The organism is Rhizobium alarense, from assembly GCF_021555155.1.
In the GTDB taxonomy this organism is placed as follows: Bacteria; Pseudomonadota; Alphaproteobacteria; order Rhizobiales; family Rhizobiaceae; genus Rhizobium_D; species Rhizobium_D alarense.
Map to the genome: position 1 here is coordinate 1 of NZ_JAKGBU010000102.1, position 16,249 is coordinate 16,249.

The 16,249-nt window shown below is 66.0% G+C and carries 14 protein-coding genes; 9 read left to right on the forward strand and 5 right to left on the reverse strand.

Annotation, left to right across the window (positions count from 1 at the left end):
- The 7 genes from LXM94_RS22730 to LXM94_RS22760 all read left to right on the forward strand — a co-directional run.
- On the forward strand, window positions 1–247 hold a 247-nt coding region (locus tag LXM94_RS22730; protein WP_235773755.1), incomplete at its 5' end, for an aldehyde dehydrogenase family protein.
- A 116-nt stretch (window positions 248–363) separates the two neighbouring features.
- A complete protein-coding gene (locus LXM94_RS22735) occupies window positions 364–831 on the forward strand; it encodes a DUF2937 family protein (protein ID WP_235773767.1) in 468 nt (155 codons plus the stop codon).
- Window positions 832–894: 63 nt separating this feature from the next.
- A complete protein-coding gene (locus LXM94_RS22740; RefSeq protein ID WP_235773756.1) occupies window positions 895–1,068 on the forward strand; it encodes a DUF1328 domain-containing protein in 174 nt (57 codons plus the stop codon).
- A gap of 144 nt (window positions 1,069–1,212) precedes the next feature.
- The gene (locus LXM94_RS22745) at window positions 1,213–3,393 is read left to right on the forward strand and encodes a TonB-dependent siderophore receptor (protein WP_235773757.1); all 2,181 of its coding nucleotides are present in this window, start codon (window positions 1,213–1,215) and stop codon (window positions 3,391–3,393) included.
- A 100-nt stretch (window positions 3,394–3,493) separates the two neighbouring features.
- On the forward strand, window positions 3,494–4,156 hold the full coding sequence (gene fhuF / locus LXM94_RS22750) for a siderophore-iron reductase FhuF (protein ID WP_235773768.1): 663 nt from the start codon (window positions 3,494–3,496) through the stop codon (window positions 4,154–4,156).
- A 3-nt stretch (window positions 4,157–4,159) separates the two neighbouring features.
- A complete protein-coding gene (locus LXM94_RS22755) occupies window positions 4,160–5,272 on the forward strand; it encodes an ABC transporter substrate-binding protein (protein ID WP_235773758.1) in 1,113 nt (370 codons plus the stop codon).
- Between the two features lie 60 nt (window positions 5,273–5,332).
- A complete protein-coding gene (locus LXM94_RS22760) occupies window positions 5,333–5,848 on the forward strand; it encodes a hypothetical protein (RefSeq protein ID WP_235773759.1) in 516 nt (171 codons plus the stop codon).
- 12 nt (window positions 5,849–5,860) lie between these two features.
- Here the strand turns inward: LXM94_RS22760 and LXM94_RS22765 are convergent, their stop codons facing one another.
- The 4 genes from LXM94_RS22765 to LXM94_RS22780 are packed head-to-tail and all read right to left on the reverse strand — an operon-like array spanning window position 5,861 to window position 13,128.
- Entirely contained in the window at window positions 5,861–7,399 is a 1,539-nt protein-coding gene (locus tag LXM94_RS22765) for a trimethylamine methyltransferase family protein (protein ID WP_235773760.1), read from the reverse strand.
- The gene (locus tag LXM94_RS22770; RefSeq protein ID WP_235773761.1) at window positions 7,392–8,237 is read right to left on the reverse strand and encodes an isocitrate lyase/PEP mutase family protein; all 846 of its coding nucleotides are present in this window, start codon (window positions 8,235–8,237) and stop codon (window positions 7,392–7,394) included. The genes LXM94_RS22765 and LXM94_RS22770 overlap by 8 nt, the downstream gene beginning before the upstream one ends.
- The gene (locus LXM94_RS22775; protein ID WP_235773762.1) at window positions 8,234–10,681 is read right to left on the reverse strand and encodes a GcvT family protein; all 2,448 of its coding nucleotides are present in this window, start codon (window positions 10,679–10,681) and stop codon (window positions 8,234–8,236) included. The genes LXM94_RS22770 and LXM94_RS22775 overlap by 4 nt, the downstream gene beginning before the upstream one ends.
- Window positions 10,678–13,128, reverse strand: coding sequence for a GcvT family protein (locus LXM94_RS22780; RefSeq protein ID WP_235773763.1), 2,451 nt, complete (start codon window positions 13,126–13,128; stop codon window positions 10,678–10,680). The genes LXM94_RS22775 and LXM94_RS22780 overlap by 4 nt, the downstream gene beginning before the upstream one ends.
- A 134-nt stretch (window positions 13,129–13,262) precedes the next feature.
- Between LXM94_RS22780 and LXM94_RS22785 the strand changes: the two genes are divergently transcribed.
- Window positions 13,263–14,111 (forward strand): LysR family transcriptional regulator, encoded by an 849-nt coding sequence (locus LXM94_RS22785; RefSeq protein WP_235773764.1) that lies wholly within the window; start codon window positions 13,263–13,265, stop codon window positions 14,109–14,111.
- Window positions 14,112–14,114: 3 nt separating this feature from the next.
- Here the strand turns inward: LXM94_RS22785 and LXM94_RS22790 are convergent, their stop codons facing one another.
- Entirely contained in the window at window positions 14,115–15,143 is a 1,029-nt protein-coding gene (locus tag LXM94_RS22790; protein ID WP_235773765.1) for a GlxA family transcriptional regulator, read from the reverse strand.
- A gap of 121 nt (window positions 15,144–15,264) precedes the next feature.
- On the opposite strand from LXM94_RS22790, the gene LXM94_RS22795 reads away from it, so the two are divergent.
- Window positions 15,265–16,249 (forward strand): alpha/beta fold hydrolase (locus LXM94_RS22795; protein WP_235773766.1); only part of this gene is annotated, 985 nt, incomplete at its 3' end.

The window sequence follows — 16,249 nt, forward strand, 5'->3', positions numbered from 1 at the left end:
GGCGATCGCCTGGTCGAACGACAGCGACTACGGTCTCGCCTCGTCCGTCTGGACGAAGGACATCTCCAAGGCGATGAAGGCCGCGGCCCGCCTGCAATATGGCTGCACCTGGATCAACACGCATTTCATGCTGACCAACGAAATGCCGCATGGCGGCGTCAAGCAGTCGGGCTACGGCAAGGACATGTCGGTCTATGCGCTGGAGGACTACACGGCGGTGCGCCATGTGATGATCAATCACGGCTGAGGAAACCTTCGGCCGCCTGCGCGGTTCTCCTCCCGAGGCGCCACCTCCGGCGCCCGGGAGCGACGCATGAGGATACCGGCACGCACCGCGACCGCGACGGCCGCCATGGCCGCGCGCTGACCTTTTCGCAGGCGCCCGAATTCGCGCAGCAGTACCAGCAGCGGCTCGACGGCGCGCTGGACGAACTCGCGATCATCGTCGCGGATTTCGATCGCGACGCGACACGCGCCGGGCTGGACCGGTCGGCCGCGCTCGCGCTCTACGACGCATCCGCCGAACCCTTCCTGCGCGAGCGCGGCCAGTCGGTTCGTCGAACGGTCACGCGCTTCGAGACGATTTCCCGCCAGGCAGGGGGACTGACGCGGGCATCCGCCTTCACCAAACCCCTCCTCGTCCTGCGGGACGCCGATGAACTGATTCATACCCATGCCTGGCGGGATTTCCGGCCCGCCGTCCCGGTCACGGCCGCGGGTGTCGCCTGGGCCGGTGCGGGCGCGCTCACTGCGGCGACACTGTCCGGCGGCCTGGCCGGCCTTTTCCGGTCCCGCCGGCGGCGGGCGATCCCCACAAGTCAGATCCCGTAACGCCGCGCGGGAACTTTTCCCCAGCTGGCGCGTCTTCAAACCGACATAATCGGGGGCCTCGCCATGCTGAAATGGGCGCTCATCTTTCTCGTCGTCTCGCTGATCACCGGCTTCCTCGGCTTCTCCGGCGTTTCCGCGGCAACCGCGACGATCGCCAGGATCCTGTTCGCGATCGCCCTCGTCATCTTCCTGATCTTCCTTCTACTTGCACTGACGGCAGGCAGCCTCGCCTTCTGAGTGCATCCTGTCCACAGCCGGTGTTGCTATTTTGCAACATCGACGAAAACAGGAGTATATTAGTCATGTAATTCGTTGCGGCGGAATGATTCTTGATAAAAACGATCATCTTATCTTGCACCGTCACGTCAGAGAGTTGATCGCATGCACCAGCCCCTCCGCACCGCCCTTCGTCTCGCCCTTGCAGGCACGTCGCTCCTCACCCTTGCAGCGATCGCGCATGCGCAGGAGCCGGCGGTCGCGACGACGACCGACACCGGCGCGACCGTGCTCGAAGATATCGTCGTCGATGGCGGCAGCGGCGGCGTGATCACGGCGGACGGCTATGTCGGCAAGAGCAGCGCGACCGGCGCCAAGGTCGACACGCCCTTCGTCCAGACGCCGCAGTCGATCTCCTCCGTCACGCAGCAGCAGATGGAAGACCGCAATCCGCAGACCCTGCTCGATACGCTCGCCTACACGCCCGGCACCCGCATCGGCGCCTACGGTTTCGACCCGCGCTTCGACAGCTTCACGGTGCGCGGCTTCGACGTGACCTATACGGGCGTCTTCCGCGACAACCTGCGCCAGCCGGGCGCCGGGTCGTCGCTCTTCAAGACCGAACCCTACGGCCTCGAAGGCGTCTCGATCCTGCGCGGCCCCTCCTCCGCGCTTTACGGCGCCTCCGGTGCCGGCGGCCTCTACAACCTGATCAGCAAGCGCCCGACCGAGGAGACCTTCAACGAGGTGCAGGTCCAGTACGGCTCGCACGATCGCTACCAGGGCCAGTTCGACCTCTCCGGCCCCGTCAACGACACCGATCCCTTCTACTACCGTCTGACCGGCCTGATGCGCGACGCCGACACCGAGCAGGTCGGAGTCCCGGACGACCGGGCCTATATCGCGCCCGCGTTGACCTGGAAGCCGGACGAAGACACGAGGCTCACCATCCTCGGCGAATATTCCCGCACGAAGACCGGCGGCACAGCCGCCTACTACTATGACGCCACGGCCGGCGAGGTCTCGGATTTCTTCGCCGGCAATCCGGCCTTCAACGATTCGATCCAGACCCAGGGACGTATCGGCTACGAGTTCGAGCACCGGCTGAACGACGTCTTCACCTTCCGCCAGAACGCGCGGGCCTCGACGCTCGACACCGAAGCCGACTGGGCCTTCGCCTACCAGCCGAACGCCGACGACCCGACGTTGCTCGACAGCAGCGCCGGCAGCTTCGAGGAACGGCTGGATGCCTATGTCATCGACAACCAGATCGAGGCGAAGTTCGATACCGGCGCCCTGTCGCATACCCTGCTCGCCGGCATCGACATCACCAAGATCCACTGGAAGTCGCTGAACGGCTACGGCGTCTCGCCGCCGCTCGACACGACCGACCCGACCGCGGGACGCCCGGTCGATCCGATCCCCTACCAGACCAAGTCGGTGCAGGACCAGCTGCAGACCGGCCTCTACCTGCAGGACCAGCTCCGCTTCGACGCCTGGACCTTCACGCTCGGCGGCCGGCACGACTGGGTCTCGACCGACACCGACAATACCGACCTGGTCGCCGGCGGCACGACGACCATCTCGCAGGACGACAGCGCCTTCTCCTGGCGCGCCGGCGCCACCTACGAGACGCCGTTCGGCATCACGCCCTATGCGAGCTATTCAACCGCCTTCTCGCCGAATGCCGGCGTGAACCAGGAGACCGGCAACCCGTTCAAGCCGACCGAGAGCGAGCAGCAGGAAATCGGCATCAAGTACCTGCTGCCGAACAGCAACACGCTTCTGACGGCCGCCCTCTTCAACATCGACCAGGAGAACGGCCTCTACTACGAGGTGGTCGACCTCGACACCGGCCCGGCCAACATCCAGGTCCAGCGCGGCAAGCTGCGCTCGCGCGGCTTCGAGTTCGAGGCCAATACCAGCCTCGACAACGGCCTGTCGCTGATCGCCTCCTACACCTACACCCAGGCGAAGATCATCGAGGGCCCGACCGGCACTGTCGGCAACGACGTCTCCTCCGTGCCCCGCCACATGGCCTCGCTCTGGGCGCATTACGAGATGCCGGAGGACGGACCGCTCCACGGCCTCGGCTTCGGCGCCGGCGTCCGCTTCATCGGCACGAGCTACGGCAGCGACTACAACAGCTCGAAGAACAGCTCGCGTGCCCTCGTCGACGCCGCGCTCGACTTCGACTTCGCCGCGATCAACAAGGACTACGAGGGCCTCAAGCTGCAGGTGAACGCCACCAACCTCTTCGACCGCCGCGAGGCCGTGTGCTCCGCCGGCTTCTGCTACCGCGACCAGGGCCGCACGGTCATCGGCACCCTGAAATACACCTGGTGAGCTCTTGACGCCCGCTCCCTCCCAGGACGGCGAGACTGCTTTCGGGCCGCAGGGCCTGAAGGCGGTCTTTTCCGGCGAACATGCCTGGTGCGGCGAGAAGATGATGCTGTCGAGGGACCTCGACGGCGCCATGCCGCTCGGGGCATTCTTCGAGGGCGACGGTTTCCTCGCGACGATCGACCGTTTCGCGGCGGCGCAGGGGGGCGCCGACCGGCGCGCGGCGGCGTCCTTCTGGTCGCTCTACTATTTCTCGGCGCTCGCCATTCCCTATATCGTCGCCCGGCGCGCCGAGACGGCACTGCCCGTCGACCTCGACGCGATGACCGTGGCGCTTGCGGACGACGGCCTGCCGCGCGCCTTCGGCCTGCCGCATGACGGCGACTGGAGCGAGAGCGGCAACCTGCTGACGGTCGTGACGCCGCTCGTCGAGCGCCATCTCGCCCGCGTCGTCGCCCTGATGAAGGCGAGAGCCGGCATCTCCGCCAAACTCGCCTGGAACAATGCGGCGGTCTATATCGACTACGCCTTCAACGCGACCGAATCCGCAGCGCAGCCCGGCGGCGGTTTCTGGCCGTCGCGTGACCTCTTCGAATGCCCCAAACTCGCCGACGGCAGCCACAACCCCTTCCACGGCTGCCTGCGCCACGACGTGGAAGATGGCGAGACGCTCTGTCGGCGCAAGGTCTGCTGCCTGCGCTACATGCTCCCCGGCATTCCGAGCTGCGGCGAGCTCTGCGCCCTGCCGGAACAGCGAAAGCAATAATCCATGTCCCGCCTCGTCTTCCTGCTCATCGCCCTCGTGCTGCTCGCGACCGCCCCTCCGGCACGGGCCGACGTCACCTACCCGCTGACCGTGACGGATGCGATCGGGCGCACGGTGACGATCCCCGCGGAGCCGAAGGCGGTGCTGCTCGGCAGCGGCTTCAACCTCGTGGCACTCTCGCTGATCCATCCGCATCCCGTCAGCCTGCTCGCCGGTTGGGCGAACGACATGAAGGGCGACAATCCGGAGATCTACGCACGCTTCCGCGAACGTTTCCCGGCGATCGAGGACGTGCCGATGATCGGTGACGGCAACGGCGCGCTTTCCTTCGAAACGATCCTGACATTGAAATCCGATCTTGCGATCCTCGCCAACTGGCAGGCCGAGACCGAACCGGGAAAACGCGCCATCGCCTATCTGGAGGAGATCGGCGTACCGACGGTGGTCGTCGATTTCAACAGCGACGCACTCGCCGGGACACCGGAAGGCATGCGGCTTCTCGGGAGGATCCTGAACCGCGAGGAGCAGGCGAACGCCTTTGCGGATTTCTACGACGCCCGGATCCGCCGCATCCGCGAACGGGTTGCCGCCCATCCCGAGCCCGGCCCGACGGTGCTGATGGACGCCTTCCCCAATCCCGACCGCTGCTGCTACGCCTACGGCGTCGGCGGCCTCGGCGAGTTCATCGCGATCACCGGCAGCCGCAACGTCGCCGAGACGAACCTGCCGCGGCCGGGCGGCATCGTCAGCGCCGAATATGTCATCGCCGCCGACCCGGATGTCTACATCGCGACCGCCTCGCCGGGTGGCACCTACAGCTCCTTCTCCATCGGCCCCGGCGTTCCGGAGGCGGAAGCGCGCGAAACGCTCGCCCGCGTCATCGAAGGCCCGATCCTTGCCAACCTGAAGGCCGTGCGGGAGGGCCGGGTGCACGGGCTGTGGAACTTCTTCAACACCGTGCCGCTCAACGTGCTCGCCGCGGAAGCCTTCGCGCGCTGGCTGCGTCCCGAGCTCTTTGCCGACGTGGACCCGGCCGAAACCCTGAAGGAGATCAACGCGCGCTTCGCCGCCGTCCCCTTCGACGGCGCCTACTGGATCAGCCTCACCGAGCGTTGACGGCCGTCGGGGCTTTTTCCCCGCGCCCTTGCACGCTATATCCTTCCGAGGAGGAGCTGCATGATTTGGGCTTTCGCGGTCGCGGCGGTTGCTATTCTCTACCTGGCGGTCCGCTTCAGACGTTTTCAGAGTTGGGTCGAGCCGGCGCTCACCGTTATTGTGGCGATCGGCCTGGTTGCGGCCATCGTGATCTGGCTCGCCGACGAACGGCGCAACATCGTACAGACAAGCGCTGAAGCGCTTCCCCGTCCGGCACTCGCCGCTTCCGAGATCACCGTCGACGGCCTGGAGTTCATCGCCGGACGCCCGGCGACCAGCTATCGCGTGACCGGGACGATCACCAACGACGGCGGCGTGGCGCTGCAGTCCTTCCGGCTGACCGTTGACCTCTCCGATTGCCCGGACGATGCCTGCCGGACGGTCGGCTCGGATTCCGCGCTGATCATCGCGCGCGTGCCGCCCGGCGAGGCGAAGCCGTTCACGACCTTCGTCGTCTTTCCGGACAGTGACCTGACGCCGGTGACGGCGCCCCGATGGACATGGACCATCGGCGACATCCGTGCCTATGACCGCTGACCGGCGGCGGCATCAGAAATAGATCCTGAACTTTTCGCGCACCGCCTGGTCCGTCGCGAAATCGAAGAGCGGGCCGCCGGCCGCCGCGAGGATGCGGTTCTTGCGCTCGATCGCCTTCTGGACGAGGTCCGGCCTGCCGATTTCCGCCCATTCCTTCGGGCTCGTGCGGTCGGCGACGGCGGGGTAGATGTACTCCGTCTGCATCAGCGACAGCGTCTGCGGATCGCCGAGATAGTGGCCGGGGCCGTCGAGGCAGACGGACCGCATCGTCTCCAGCGAGACCGACTCCTCCGTCACGTCGATGCCGCGCACGCAACGCTGCACCTGGCCGAGCAGGTCGTCGCCGAGGACGAGGCTTTCCAGGCAGAAGCCGAGCAGCGAGGCATGCATGCCGACCGCCTCATAGACCATGTTGAGGCCGGAAAGCCCTGCCATGACATTGGAGATCGCCTGTTCCCAGCCGGCCTGCATGTCCGGCAGCTTCGCATCCGCGATGCCGGCCGCCGCCCCGCCCGGCAGCTTGTAGAACTGGTGCATCTGCGCACAGCCCGCCGTCAGCAGCGCCTGCTCGCCCGAGCCGCCCGACATGGCGCCCGTCCTGAGGTCCGACACGAAGGGCCACGTTCCGAAGATCGCCGGATGGCCGGGCGCCATGGCGTTGACATAGACGACACCCGCCAGGCACTCGGCGACCGCCTGCACGATGGCGGTTGCGAGCGGCGCCGGCGCCGTCGCGCCCGCCTGCCCCGCCGACAGCAGCAGGATCGGCATGCCGGCCCGGATGCAGGCTTCCATGGTGATGCAGCTCTCCTCCGCGAACTTCATCGGCGGCACGACGAAGCAATTGGAATTCGACACGAAGGGCCGCGCCCGCCACTGGTCCTCACCGCCCGCCATCATGTGGATGAGGTCGAAGCAGCCCGCCACGTGCGACGGGTCGGAGAAGCTCGTGCCGACATGTTTCGAGGTGCCCGCGCAGCAGCCGTAGAGCGTGTTGATGTCCATCAGGAAATTGTCGGCAACGTCGCGGCAGACCATTGCGCGCTGGAAGAAATGCACGTTGTCGAGGTGATGGACGAGCTGGGCGGCGTTAAAGAGGTCCTTCGCCGTCGATTCCCGGTACTCCCGCTTCTCGACGTCGACGATGTGCACCGCGGCGCCCGCCGTGCCGTAGTAGACGCGGGTGCCCGTCAGTTCGAGATCGTATTTCGGGTCCCGGCCGAAAAGCGTGATGTCGCGCGCGGCGATCGCCAGCATATCCTCCACCAGCGCACGCGGAAACCGCAGGCGACCGTCCTCGCCAAGGATGGCGCCGGCACCCGTCATGATCTCGACGCCGGATTTCGGCGCATTGGCGAGGCCGATGTTTTCCAGCGCATCGAGCGCCGCCTCATGGATGCGCCGCACGCCCGCCTCCGTCAGCGGCCTGTACTGGCCGCCCGGAAGGCCCGGCCGCACCGGCCGGACGTTCTCCGCCAGCGGCGCCGCGCGCATGGCGACCCGCGCGGCGCGGCCGCCGGCACGCCGGGACATAACTGCCTGTTCACTCATGATCCGTCTCCCTCGCGCCGGCGGCCAGCATCTCGTTGATCCTGTCCCCCGACGCCGCAGCGGACAGTTTGGCAAAGCTGCCATCGTTGACGATGGCTTCCATCTGCTCGGCAATCGCCGCGTGGGTGACGCGGGCGATCATCGAGCCCAGCGAAATACGGCGCACGCCGATGTCCGCGATTTGGGCCACGGTGAGCCGGCGCAGCGGGCCGGCGGCGAGCGCGTTGACCGGCGTCGATACCGACTGCACGACGCGCTTCAGTTCCTCCGCGCCCGGCGGCACCGGCACGTAGACGAGGTCGGCACCGGCCTTCTCGAAGGCCCGGATACGCCGGATCGCCTCGTCGAGACCGTAGACGCCGTTCATCACGCCATCGGCGCGGGCGCAGAGAATGAAGGGACGGCCGAGCGCACGGGCAGCGTCCGCGGCGGCGCGGATGCGCTCCACGGCGAGGCCGAAGTCATAGGCCGGGTTGCCCTCGACCATTTGCGTGTCCTCGATCGAGCAGCCGGAGAGGCTCACCTCGGCGGCAAGCCGGACGGTCTCGGCAACGTCGTCCGGTGCATCGGCAAAACCGTTCTCGAAATCGCCCGAGACCGGCAGGGCCGTCGCACGCACAAGATCCTCCGCATGGCGCAGCGCCTCTTCGCGCGTTATCCGCCCCATATCCGGGCGGCCGAGCGTGAAGGCGAAACCGGCGGAGGTCGTGGCGAGCGCCACGGCGCCGGATGCCGCCATCATGCGGGCGGAACCGATGTCCCACGGATTGGGAATGACGAAACAGCCCGACTGGTGCAGATCATGAAAACGCTGGTGGCGTTCGGCAAGGCTCGTCATGCGCGTACCCTTTCGGCCTTCGGATCATACAGGGGTTGAAGCGAGGCCTCCGCCTTCACCCGGATGCCGGCGATCTCGATCTCGTAGGTAGAGGCGAGCACATCCGCCTCGCTCTCGCCGGCCGAGGGCACATAGCCCATGCCGATGGCGCCGCCGAGGTGGTGGCCGTAGTTGCCGGAGGTGATGGTGGAGACGATCCTGCCATCGCGCACCAGCGCCTCGTTGTGAAAGAGAAGCGGCTCCGGATCGGCAAGCCGGAACTGCACCATGCGGCGCTTCAGACCCTCCTCTTGCTTCCGCAGCACGGCATCGCGGCCGATGAAATCGCCCTTCTTCGTGCGCACGGCAAAGCCGAGGCCGGCCTCCAGCACGTGGTCCTCGTCGGTGATGTCATGGCCGAAATGGCGGAAGGCCTTTTCGATCCGGCAACTGTCCAGCGTGTGCAGACCGCAGAGTTTCAGGCCGACATCGGCGCCCGCCTCTTCCAGCGCCTCGAAGACATGCGCCGCCTGGTCGGTCGAGACGTAGAGCTCCCAGCCGAGTTCGCCGACATAGGTAACGCGGTGGGCACGGGCGAGGCCCATGCCGACCTCGATCTCGCGCGCTGTCGCAAAGGGATGCGCCGCATTCGAAAAATCGTTGGGGCTCACCTTCTGCATCAGGTCGCGCGCCTTCGGCCCCATGACGCAGAGCACGCTTTCGGCCGCCGTCACATCGGTGATGACGACGAACTCGTCCTTCAGATGCTTGCGCAGCCAGGCGAGATCGCGCTGCAGCGTGGCCCCCGGCACGACGAGGAAGAACGCGGTTTCGGAGAGCCGCGTCACCGTCAGGTCGCTCTCGATGCCGCCGCGCGCGTTCAGCATCTGGGTGTAGACGATGCGGCCGGGCGCGACGTCCATCTGGTTGGCGCAGAGCCGTTGCAGGAAGGCGAGCGCATCGCGGCCTTCGACGCGGATCTTGCCGAAGGAGGTCATGTCGAAGAGGCCGACACCATTGCGCACCGCACGATGCTCTTCCCTCTGGTTTTCGAACCAGTTCTGCCGCTTCCACGAGTAGCGGTAGTCCCGCTCCTGCCCCTCCTTGGCGAACCAGTTGGCGCGCTCCCAGCCGGCCACTTCGCCGAACACGGCGCCGCGGGCCTTCAGGTGCTCGTGCAGCGGCGAGCGGCGCACGCCGCGCGCCGTCGCCATCTGGCGGTAGGGGAAATGGTCGGCATAGAGCAGGCCGAGCGTCTCGGATACGCGGTCCTTCAGGTAGGCGCGGTTCTTCTGGAACGGCTGGGCGCGGCGGATATCCACCTCCCAGAGATCGAACGGCGCCTCGCCGTCGTTTATCCATTGCGCCAGCGCCATGCCCGCGCCGCCGGAGGAGACGATGCCGATGGAATTGTAGCCGGCGGCGACCCAGTAGCCCTTCAGTTCCGGCGCCTCGCCGAGATAGTAGCGGTCATCCGGCGTAAAACTTTCCGGGCCGTTGAAAAAGGTGTGGATGCCGGCGGTCTCCAGCATCGGCATGCGGGCGATCGCCTTTTCGAGGATCGGCTGGAAATGGTCGAAATCCTCCGGCAACTGGTCGAAGCAGAAATCCTCGCGAATCCCCTCCATGCCCCACGGCTTCGCCTTCAACTCGAAAGCGCCGATCAGCATCTTGCCGGCATCTTCCTTGTAGTAGGTGCATTCGTCCGGCACGCGCAGCACGGGAAGCCGTTGCAGGTTCGCGATCGGCTCGGTGACGATGTAGAAATGCTCGCAGGCATGCAGCGGCAGGGTGACGCCCGACATGTCGGCGAGCGTGCGTCCCCACATGCCGGCGGCATTGACGACGTTTTCCGTCTCGATCGTAAAGGTCTCGCCTTGTCTCTCGCAGGTGACGCCCGTCACCCGGCCGTCTTTGGTCACGACCGAGGTGACCTTGACGCCCTCGATGATCGTCGCACCGTTCTGCCGTGCGCCCTTGGCCAAGGCCATCGCGATGTTCGCCGGGTCGCACTGGCCGTCGAGCGGCAGGTGCACGGCCGCCTTCACATCCGCCGTATTGAGGTGCGGATAGAGCGCCTTCACCTCGTCGACGGTGATTTCGCGCACGTCGATGTCGAAAGCACGGGCAAGCGAAGCCTGACGGTAGATTTCCTCCTTGCGCTCGTCGGTGAGCGCCACGGTCATGGAACCGCACTGGCGCATGCCGGTGCCGATGCCGGTCTCGGCCTCGAGCTTGACGTAGAGGTCGGCCGAATATTTCGCGAGCCGCGTCATGTTCTGCGAGGCGCGCAGTTGCCCGATCAGGCCCGCCGCATGCCAGGTGGTGCCGCAGGTGAGTTGCTTGCGCTCGAGCAGCACCACGTCCGTCCAGCCGAGCTTGGCGAGATGGTAGGCGACCGAACAGCCGGAGACGCCACCGCCGATGATGACGGCCCGCGCCTTGGTGGGAATGAGCTTCGTCATGCGCGCAGTCTTTCATTTGCGGGATCGAAGAGCGGGCCGTCGGGCTGGACGGTCGCCTTGAAACGGTCGCCGTAGATTTCCACCTCGACTTCCGTGCCGGCGACGGCGAGGTCGGCGCGCAGCATGCCGAGCGCGATGGATTTGCCGACGCGATAACCCCAGTTGCCGGAGGTCGTCTCGCCGACGACGGTGCCACCGTGCCAGAGCGTCGACATGTAGGGCGCGTCGCAGTCGCCGGCTTCGACCGTCAGCGTCACGAAGCGTTTCGTAACGCCCTGCTGTTTCTCCCGCTCCAGCGCCGCCTTGCCCTTGAAGTCCGGCTTGGTCCAATCGACGAAGCGCTCGAGACCGCCCTGCAGGATGGTGTAGTCGGTCGAAAGGTCGCCCTTCCAGGCGCGATAGCCCTTCTCGATGCGCAGCGAGTCGAGCGCCTCCATGCCGAAGGGTTTGAGGCCGTGCTTCTGCCCCACCTCCCAGACGGCGTCGAAAATGACGGCCGTATCTTCCACCTTCGTATGGATTTCCCAGCCGAGTTCGCCGGCAAAGGAAACGCGCACGAGCTGGCACCAGCGGCCGGCGATCCGGCAGCTCTGATGGGTGAGCCAGCCCTTCGAGAGGTCCGCATCCGTCACCTCCGCGAGGATGGCGCGGGATTTCGGGCCGGAGAGAATCTGGCAGGCGAAGCTGTCCGTCACGTCGTCGATCGTGAAGGCTGCATCCTTCGGAGCGTGCTTTTGCAGCCATTCGAGATCGTGCCACTGCGCGGTGGCGGCGGTGATGAGGAAGAAAAAGTCCTCCCCCAGCATCATCACCGACATTTCCGTGACGATGCGGCCCTTGTCGTCGGAGAAATAGGCAAGGCCAATGCGGCCCGGCTTCGGCACCTTGCCGGTAATGAGCGACGAAAGCCATGCCGTCGCCCCCTCGCCCTTTACCCGGAAGCGCGAGAAGCCGGGAAGGTCCAGAATACCTGCGGCGGCGTGAACGGCGCGGCATTCCGCCTCGATGCGCGCGCGCCAGGGGCCTTCGCGGTTCCAGGTCTGGGTCGATGCTTCGGACGTGTCGTCGCCGGGCGCGGCGTACCAGTTGGCGCGCTCCCAGCCATTATAGGGCTTGAACTGCGCGCCGAGCGCCTTGATGCGGTCGTGGATGGGCGAGAGTTTTTGGTCACGCCCGGCCGGCCAGGCGTGTTTCGGGAAGTGCATGGCATATTCGTGGCCGTAGATTTCCATGCCCTTGGCGACGCAATAGTCCATGTCGGATGCAAAGCGCGTATAGCGGCGCGGGTCACAGGACCACATGTCCCACTCGGTCTCGCCCTCCGTCACCCATTCGGCCAGCACCTTGCCGGCGCCGCCCGCCTGGCAGATGCCGAAGGTGAAGACGCAGGCCTCGTAGGCGTTCGGCACGCCGGGCATCGGGCCGATCAGCGGATTGCCGTCCGGCGCATAGGGGATCGGCCCGTTGATCATGCGCGACAGCCCGGCCGTGCCGAGGATCGGCACGCGCTCGCAGGCGTCGTTCAGATACCATTCGAGCCGGTCGAGATCGTCGGGGAAGAGCTGGAACGAAAAATCGTCCGGCATCGGATCGTCCGGCGTCACCCAGTGCGCCTTGCAGTTCCGCTCATAGGGACCGAGATTCATGCCGGTCTTCTCCTGGCGGAGATAGTAGGAACTGTCGACGTCGCGCAGCAGCGGCAGCTTGTGGCCGACCTCCCTCGTCCAGGCGGCGAGCTCCGGGATTTCCTCGAACAGCATGTACTGGTGGCTCATCACCATCATCGGCACGTCGCGGCCGAACCATTTTCCGACCTCGCGCGCGTAGTAGCCCGCCGCGTTGACCACTTTCTCGCAGCGGATCTCGCCCTGCGGCGTCGAGATCACCCACTCGTCGCCCTCGCGGCGCGCGCCGGTGGCCGGGCAGAAGCGGATGATTTTCGCGCCCATGTCGCGCGCGCCTTTTGCAAGGGCTTGCGTCAGTTGCGCCGGATCGATGTCGCCGTCATAGGGGTCGTAGAGCGCGCCGGTCAGGTCATGCGTTTCGAGGAAGGGGTATTTGCCGCGCATCTCGTCGGGCGAGAGAATGTCGAGGTCCATGCCCTGGTAACGGCCCATGCCGACGACGCGCTTGAACTCCTGCAACCGCTCCTTGGAGTGACCGAGGCGGATCGAGCCGGTGACGTGGTAGTTCATCGGATAGTCGACGCGCTGCCCAAGCTCCCGGTAAAGCGAGGCCGAGTAGCGCTGCATGTTCATGATCGACCAGGAGGACGAGAAGGTCGGCACGTTGCCGGCCGCATGCCAGGTGGAGCCGGCCGTCAGCTCGTTCTTTTCCAGAAGCACGCAGTCCGTCCAGCCGGCCTTTGCCAGATGGTAAAGCGACGAGGCACCGATCGCACCTCCCCCGATGATGACGACACGCGCATGCGACGGCAGTCCGGACATTCTCTTCCCCTCGTTTCACCGGGATTTGTGGCAATCAAACCGGGCCGCGGCAAGCGGACGGATTTCGCTTTATTAATCGAAGAATTCGATTAGTTTGGCGGGCGGCGGGCAATCGCCTCGCAGGAACACCGAGCATGCAGATCGAACTCGTCGAAACCTATCTCGACCTGATGGAGACCAAGAGCTTCAACCGCACGGCGGACCGGCTGAACCTGACGCAGTCCACCGTCTCCCACCGCATCAAGGCGCTCGAAGGGGTGCTCGGCCGGCCGCTCTTTTCCCGCAACAAGGGCGGCACGCAGCCGACGGCGGCCGGCCTTCGCTTCCACGATCATGCAAAGGCCCTGCAGCACCAATGGCACGAGGCGGCACGGGCGGTGGAGACGGCGGGCGCCTATGAGCGTTCCATGCGCATCGGCCTGCAGCACGACCTCGCCGCGCATTATGCCGGCGACTGGCTGGCGGCGGTGCGCCGGGATCTGCCCGGGACCTCGATCTATGTGGAGATCGACTATTCCAATCAGATGAACCGCGACCTCGGCGCCGGCGACCTCGACCTCGCGATCCTCTACACGCCGCATTTCCTGCCCGATCTCCACTACGAACGCATCGGCGAGGTGCGCTACGAGATGATGAGCAACAGGGCGACGCGGATCGAGGACGTCAAGGCGGAGGATTATATCCAGGCAAACTATTCGCCCGCCTTCGAGCGGCTGCACCGCCAGGCCTTTCCGCATCTGGCGACCGCACCGATCGCGAGCGGCGAGACGACGGCGATCCTGGCCTTGATGCAGAAGCTCGGCGGCTCGGCCTTCGTGATGGAACCGGACGCCAGGCGGCTGTTGCGCACCGGCGCGGCAAGCCGGGTGGCCGGCGCCGAGCCGATCGCCCAGACCGTCTATGCCGCGCTCAACGTGCGCACGCGCCACGCCCACCAGCACCGGCGCATCCTCGCCATCATGCGCGACCTCATCGCCCGCTGAGGCTCAGGCCGGGACAGCTCCCTCGATCTCCGGCGGCCTCCGCCCGCCGGCAATCGAGAAGCGCATGCGGTATTCGCTGGGCGAGATGCCGAGAATCTTGCGGAAGATCTTGCGGTAGGCGTTGCTGTCGTCGTAGCCGCTCTGCCAGGCGACCTGCTCGATGGAGAGATAGGAGCGCTCGAGCAGCTCGCGCGACTTGGCGATCCGCAGCCGCTGGCAGTACTCCGTCGGATTGACGCCCGTCGCCTTCTGGAAGCGGCGCAGGAAGGTGCGCTCGCCGAGCCCCGCCCGGCCCGCCATCGCCTCGACGGTGATGCCCTTGGTGCTGATGCCATGCAGCCAGTGCTGGATCTTCAGGATCACGATGTCGCCGTGGTCCATGCGTGGCGCGAAGACGCTGTAGTAGCTCTGCTCGCGTGCGCCCGGATCGACGACCATGAAACGCGCGGTGGCGAGCATCACGGTCGAGCCCATGAAGCGGTCGACCATCTTCAGCCCGAGATTGATCCAGGCCATCATGCCGCCGGTGGTGATGATGTCGCCCTCGTCGATCATCAGCTTGTCGGTGTCGACCTGCACCTCGGGAAAGCGCCGGGCGATCTGTTCGGCATGCGACCAGTGGGTGGTCAGCGCCCGCCCCTTCACCAGGCCGGATTCCGCCAGCAGGTAGGCACCGCCGCAGACGGAACTGACGACGGTTCCCTCCGCATGGCGCTGGTGCAACCAGGCGGATATCTCTCGGAGGTCGCGCTTCATCTGCAACTCGACCGACAGCGTCGGCGGCAGGATGAGCGCCGACAGCGCGGCCGCCGGCAGTGACGGGTGGCTGTCGAAGCCGCGCGTGACGGAGCCGTCCGCACCGAGTTTCCAGTGGCTCACCCGGATTTGCGGCGCGCGCTTCCCATGATGTTCCGTGCTCTGGAGGTTGGCGACGTTGAACATGTCGGTGAGGCCATAGACCGCCGACATCAGCGCCTCCTCGTGCACGACGATGCCGATCTCAGCCGGTTCGCCGGTCGCGGCATTTGTCACTTCTGCCCCCATCGTTGTCAGCTTTGCCGGTCGAGAAGGTAGGCGGCCGGACGTATTAATTCAATCACAGCTTCGGAACGGAAGCCTTGACTTCAGCAAACGATCAGAAGGGATTACCGAGATGACACAGTCAGAAGCCACCGCAGCGGCCGCCACGGTCTCGCGCCGCACGATGCTTGCCGGCGCCTTCGGCGCCGCGGCCACGGCCGCCGCCGTCAACGCCTTCCAGTCCCCCGCAAAGGCGGCTGACGCCGCTTCCACCGCAAACCAGAGCACAGGAGCAACCATCATGGGCAGCAGGATCGTCACACGCGACGGCGTCGAAATCTACTACAAGGACTGGGGTCCGAAGGACGGCCCCGTCGTCGTCCTCAGCCACGGCTGGCCGCTGTCCTCCGACAGCTGGGAGGCGCAGGCCTTCCACCTCGCCAGCAACGGCTTCCGCGTCATCACCCACGACCGGCGCGGCCACGGCCGTTCCAGCCAGCCCTGGGACGGCAACGACATGGATCACTATGCCGACGACCTGGCCGACGTGATCAACGCGCTCGACCTCAGGGATATCTTCCTTGCCGGCTTCTCCACCGGCGGCGGCGAGATCACCCGCTATATCGGCCGTCACGGCACCGGCCGCGTCAGGAAGGCCGGCCTCATTTCGGCGGTGCCCCCGCTGATGGTCAGAACGCAGGCCAATCCGGGCGGCCTGCCGAAGGACGTGTTCGACGGCCTGCAGGCGGCAAGCATCGTCGACCGCTCGAAGCTCTACAAGGACATCGCATCCGGTCCGTTCTTCGGCTTCAACCGGCCAGGCGCCACGCCGTCGCAGGGCATGATCGACTCGTTCTGGCTGCAGGGCATGATGGGCGGCCACAAGAACACCTACGACTCGATCGTCGCCTTCTCGCAGACCGACTTCACGGAGGACCTGAAGAAGTTCGACGTGCCGACGATCATCATCCACGGCGACGACGACCAGATCGTTCCGATCGACGCCGCCGGCCGCGCCTCGAAGAAACTCGTGCCGCACGCGATCCTCAAGGTCTACGAAGGCGCACCGCACGGCATCACCGATACGCACAAGGACCGGCTCAACGCCGACCTGCTGG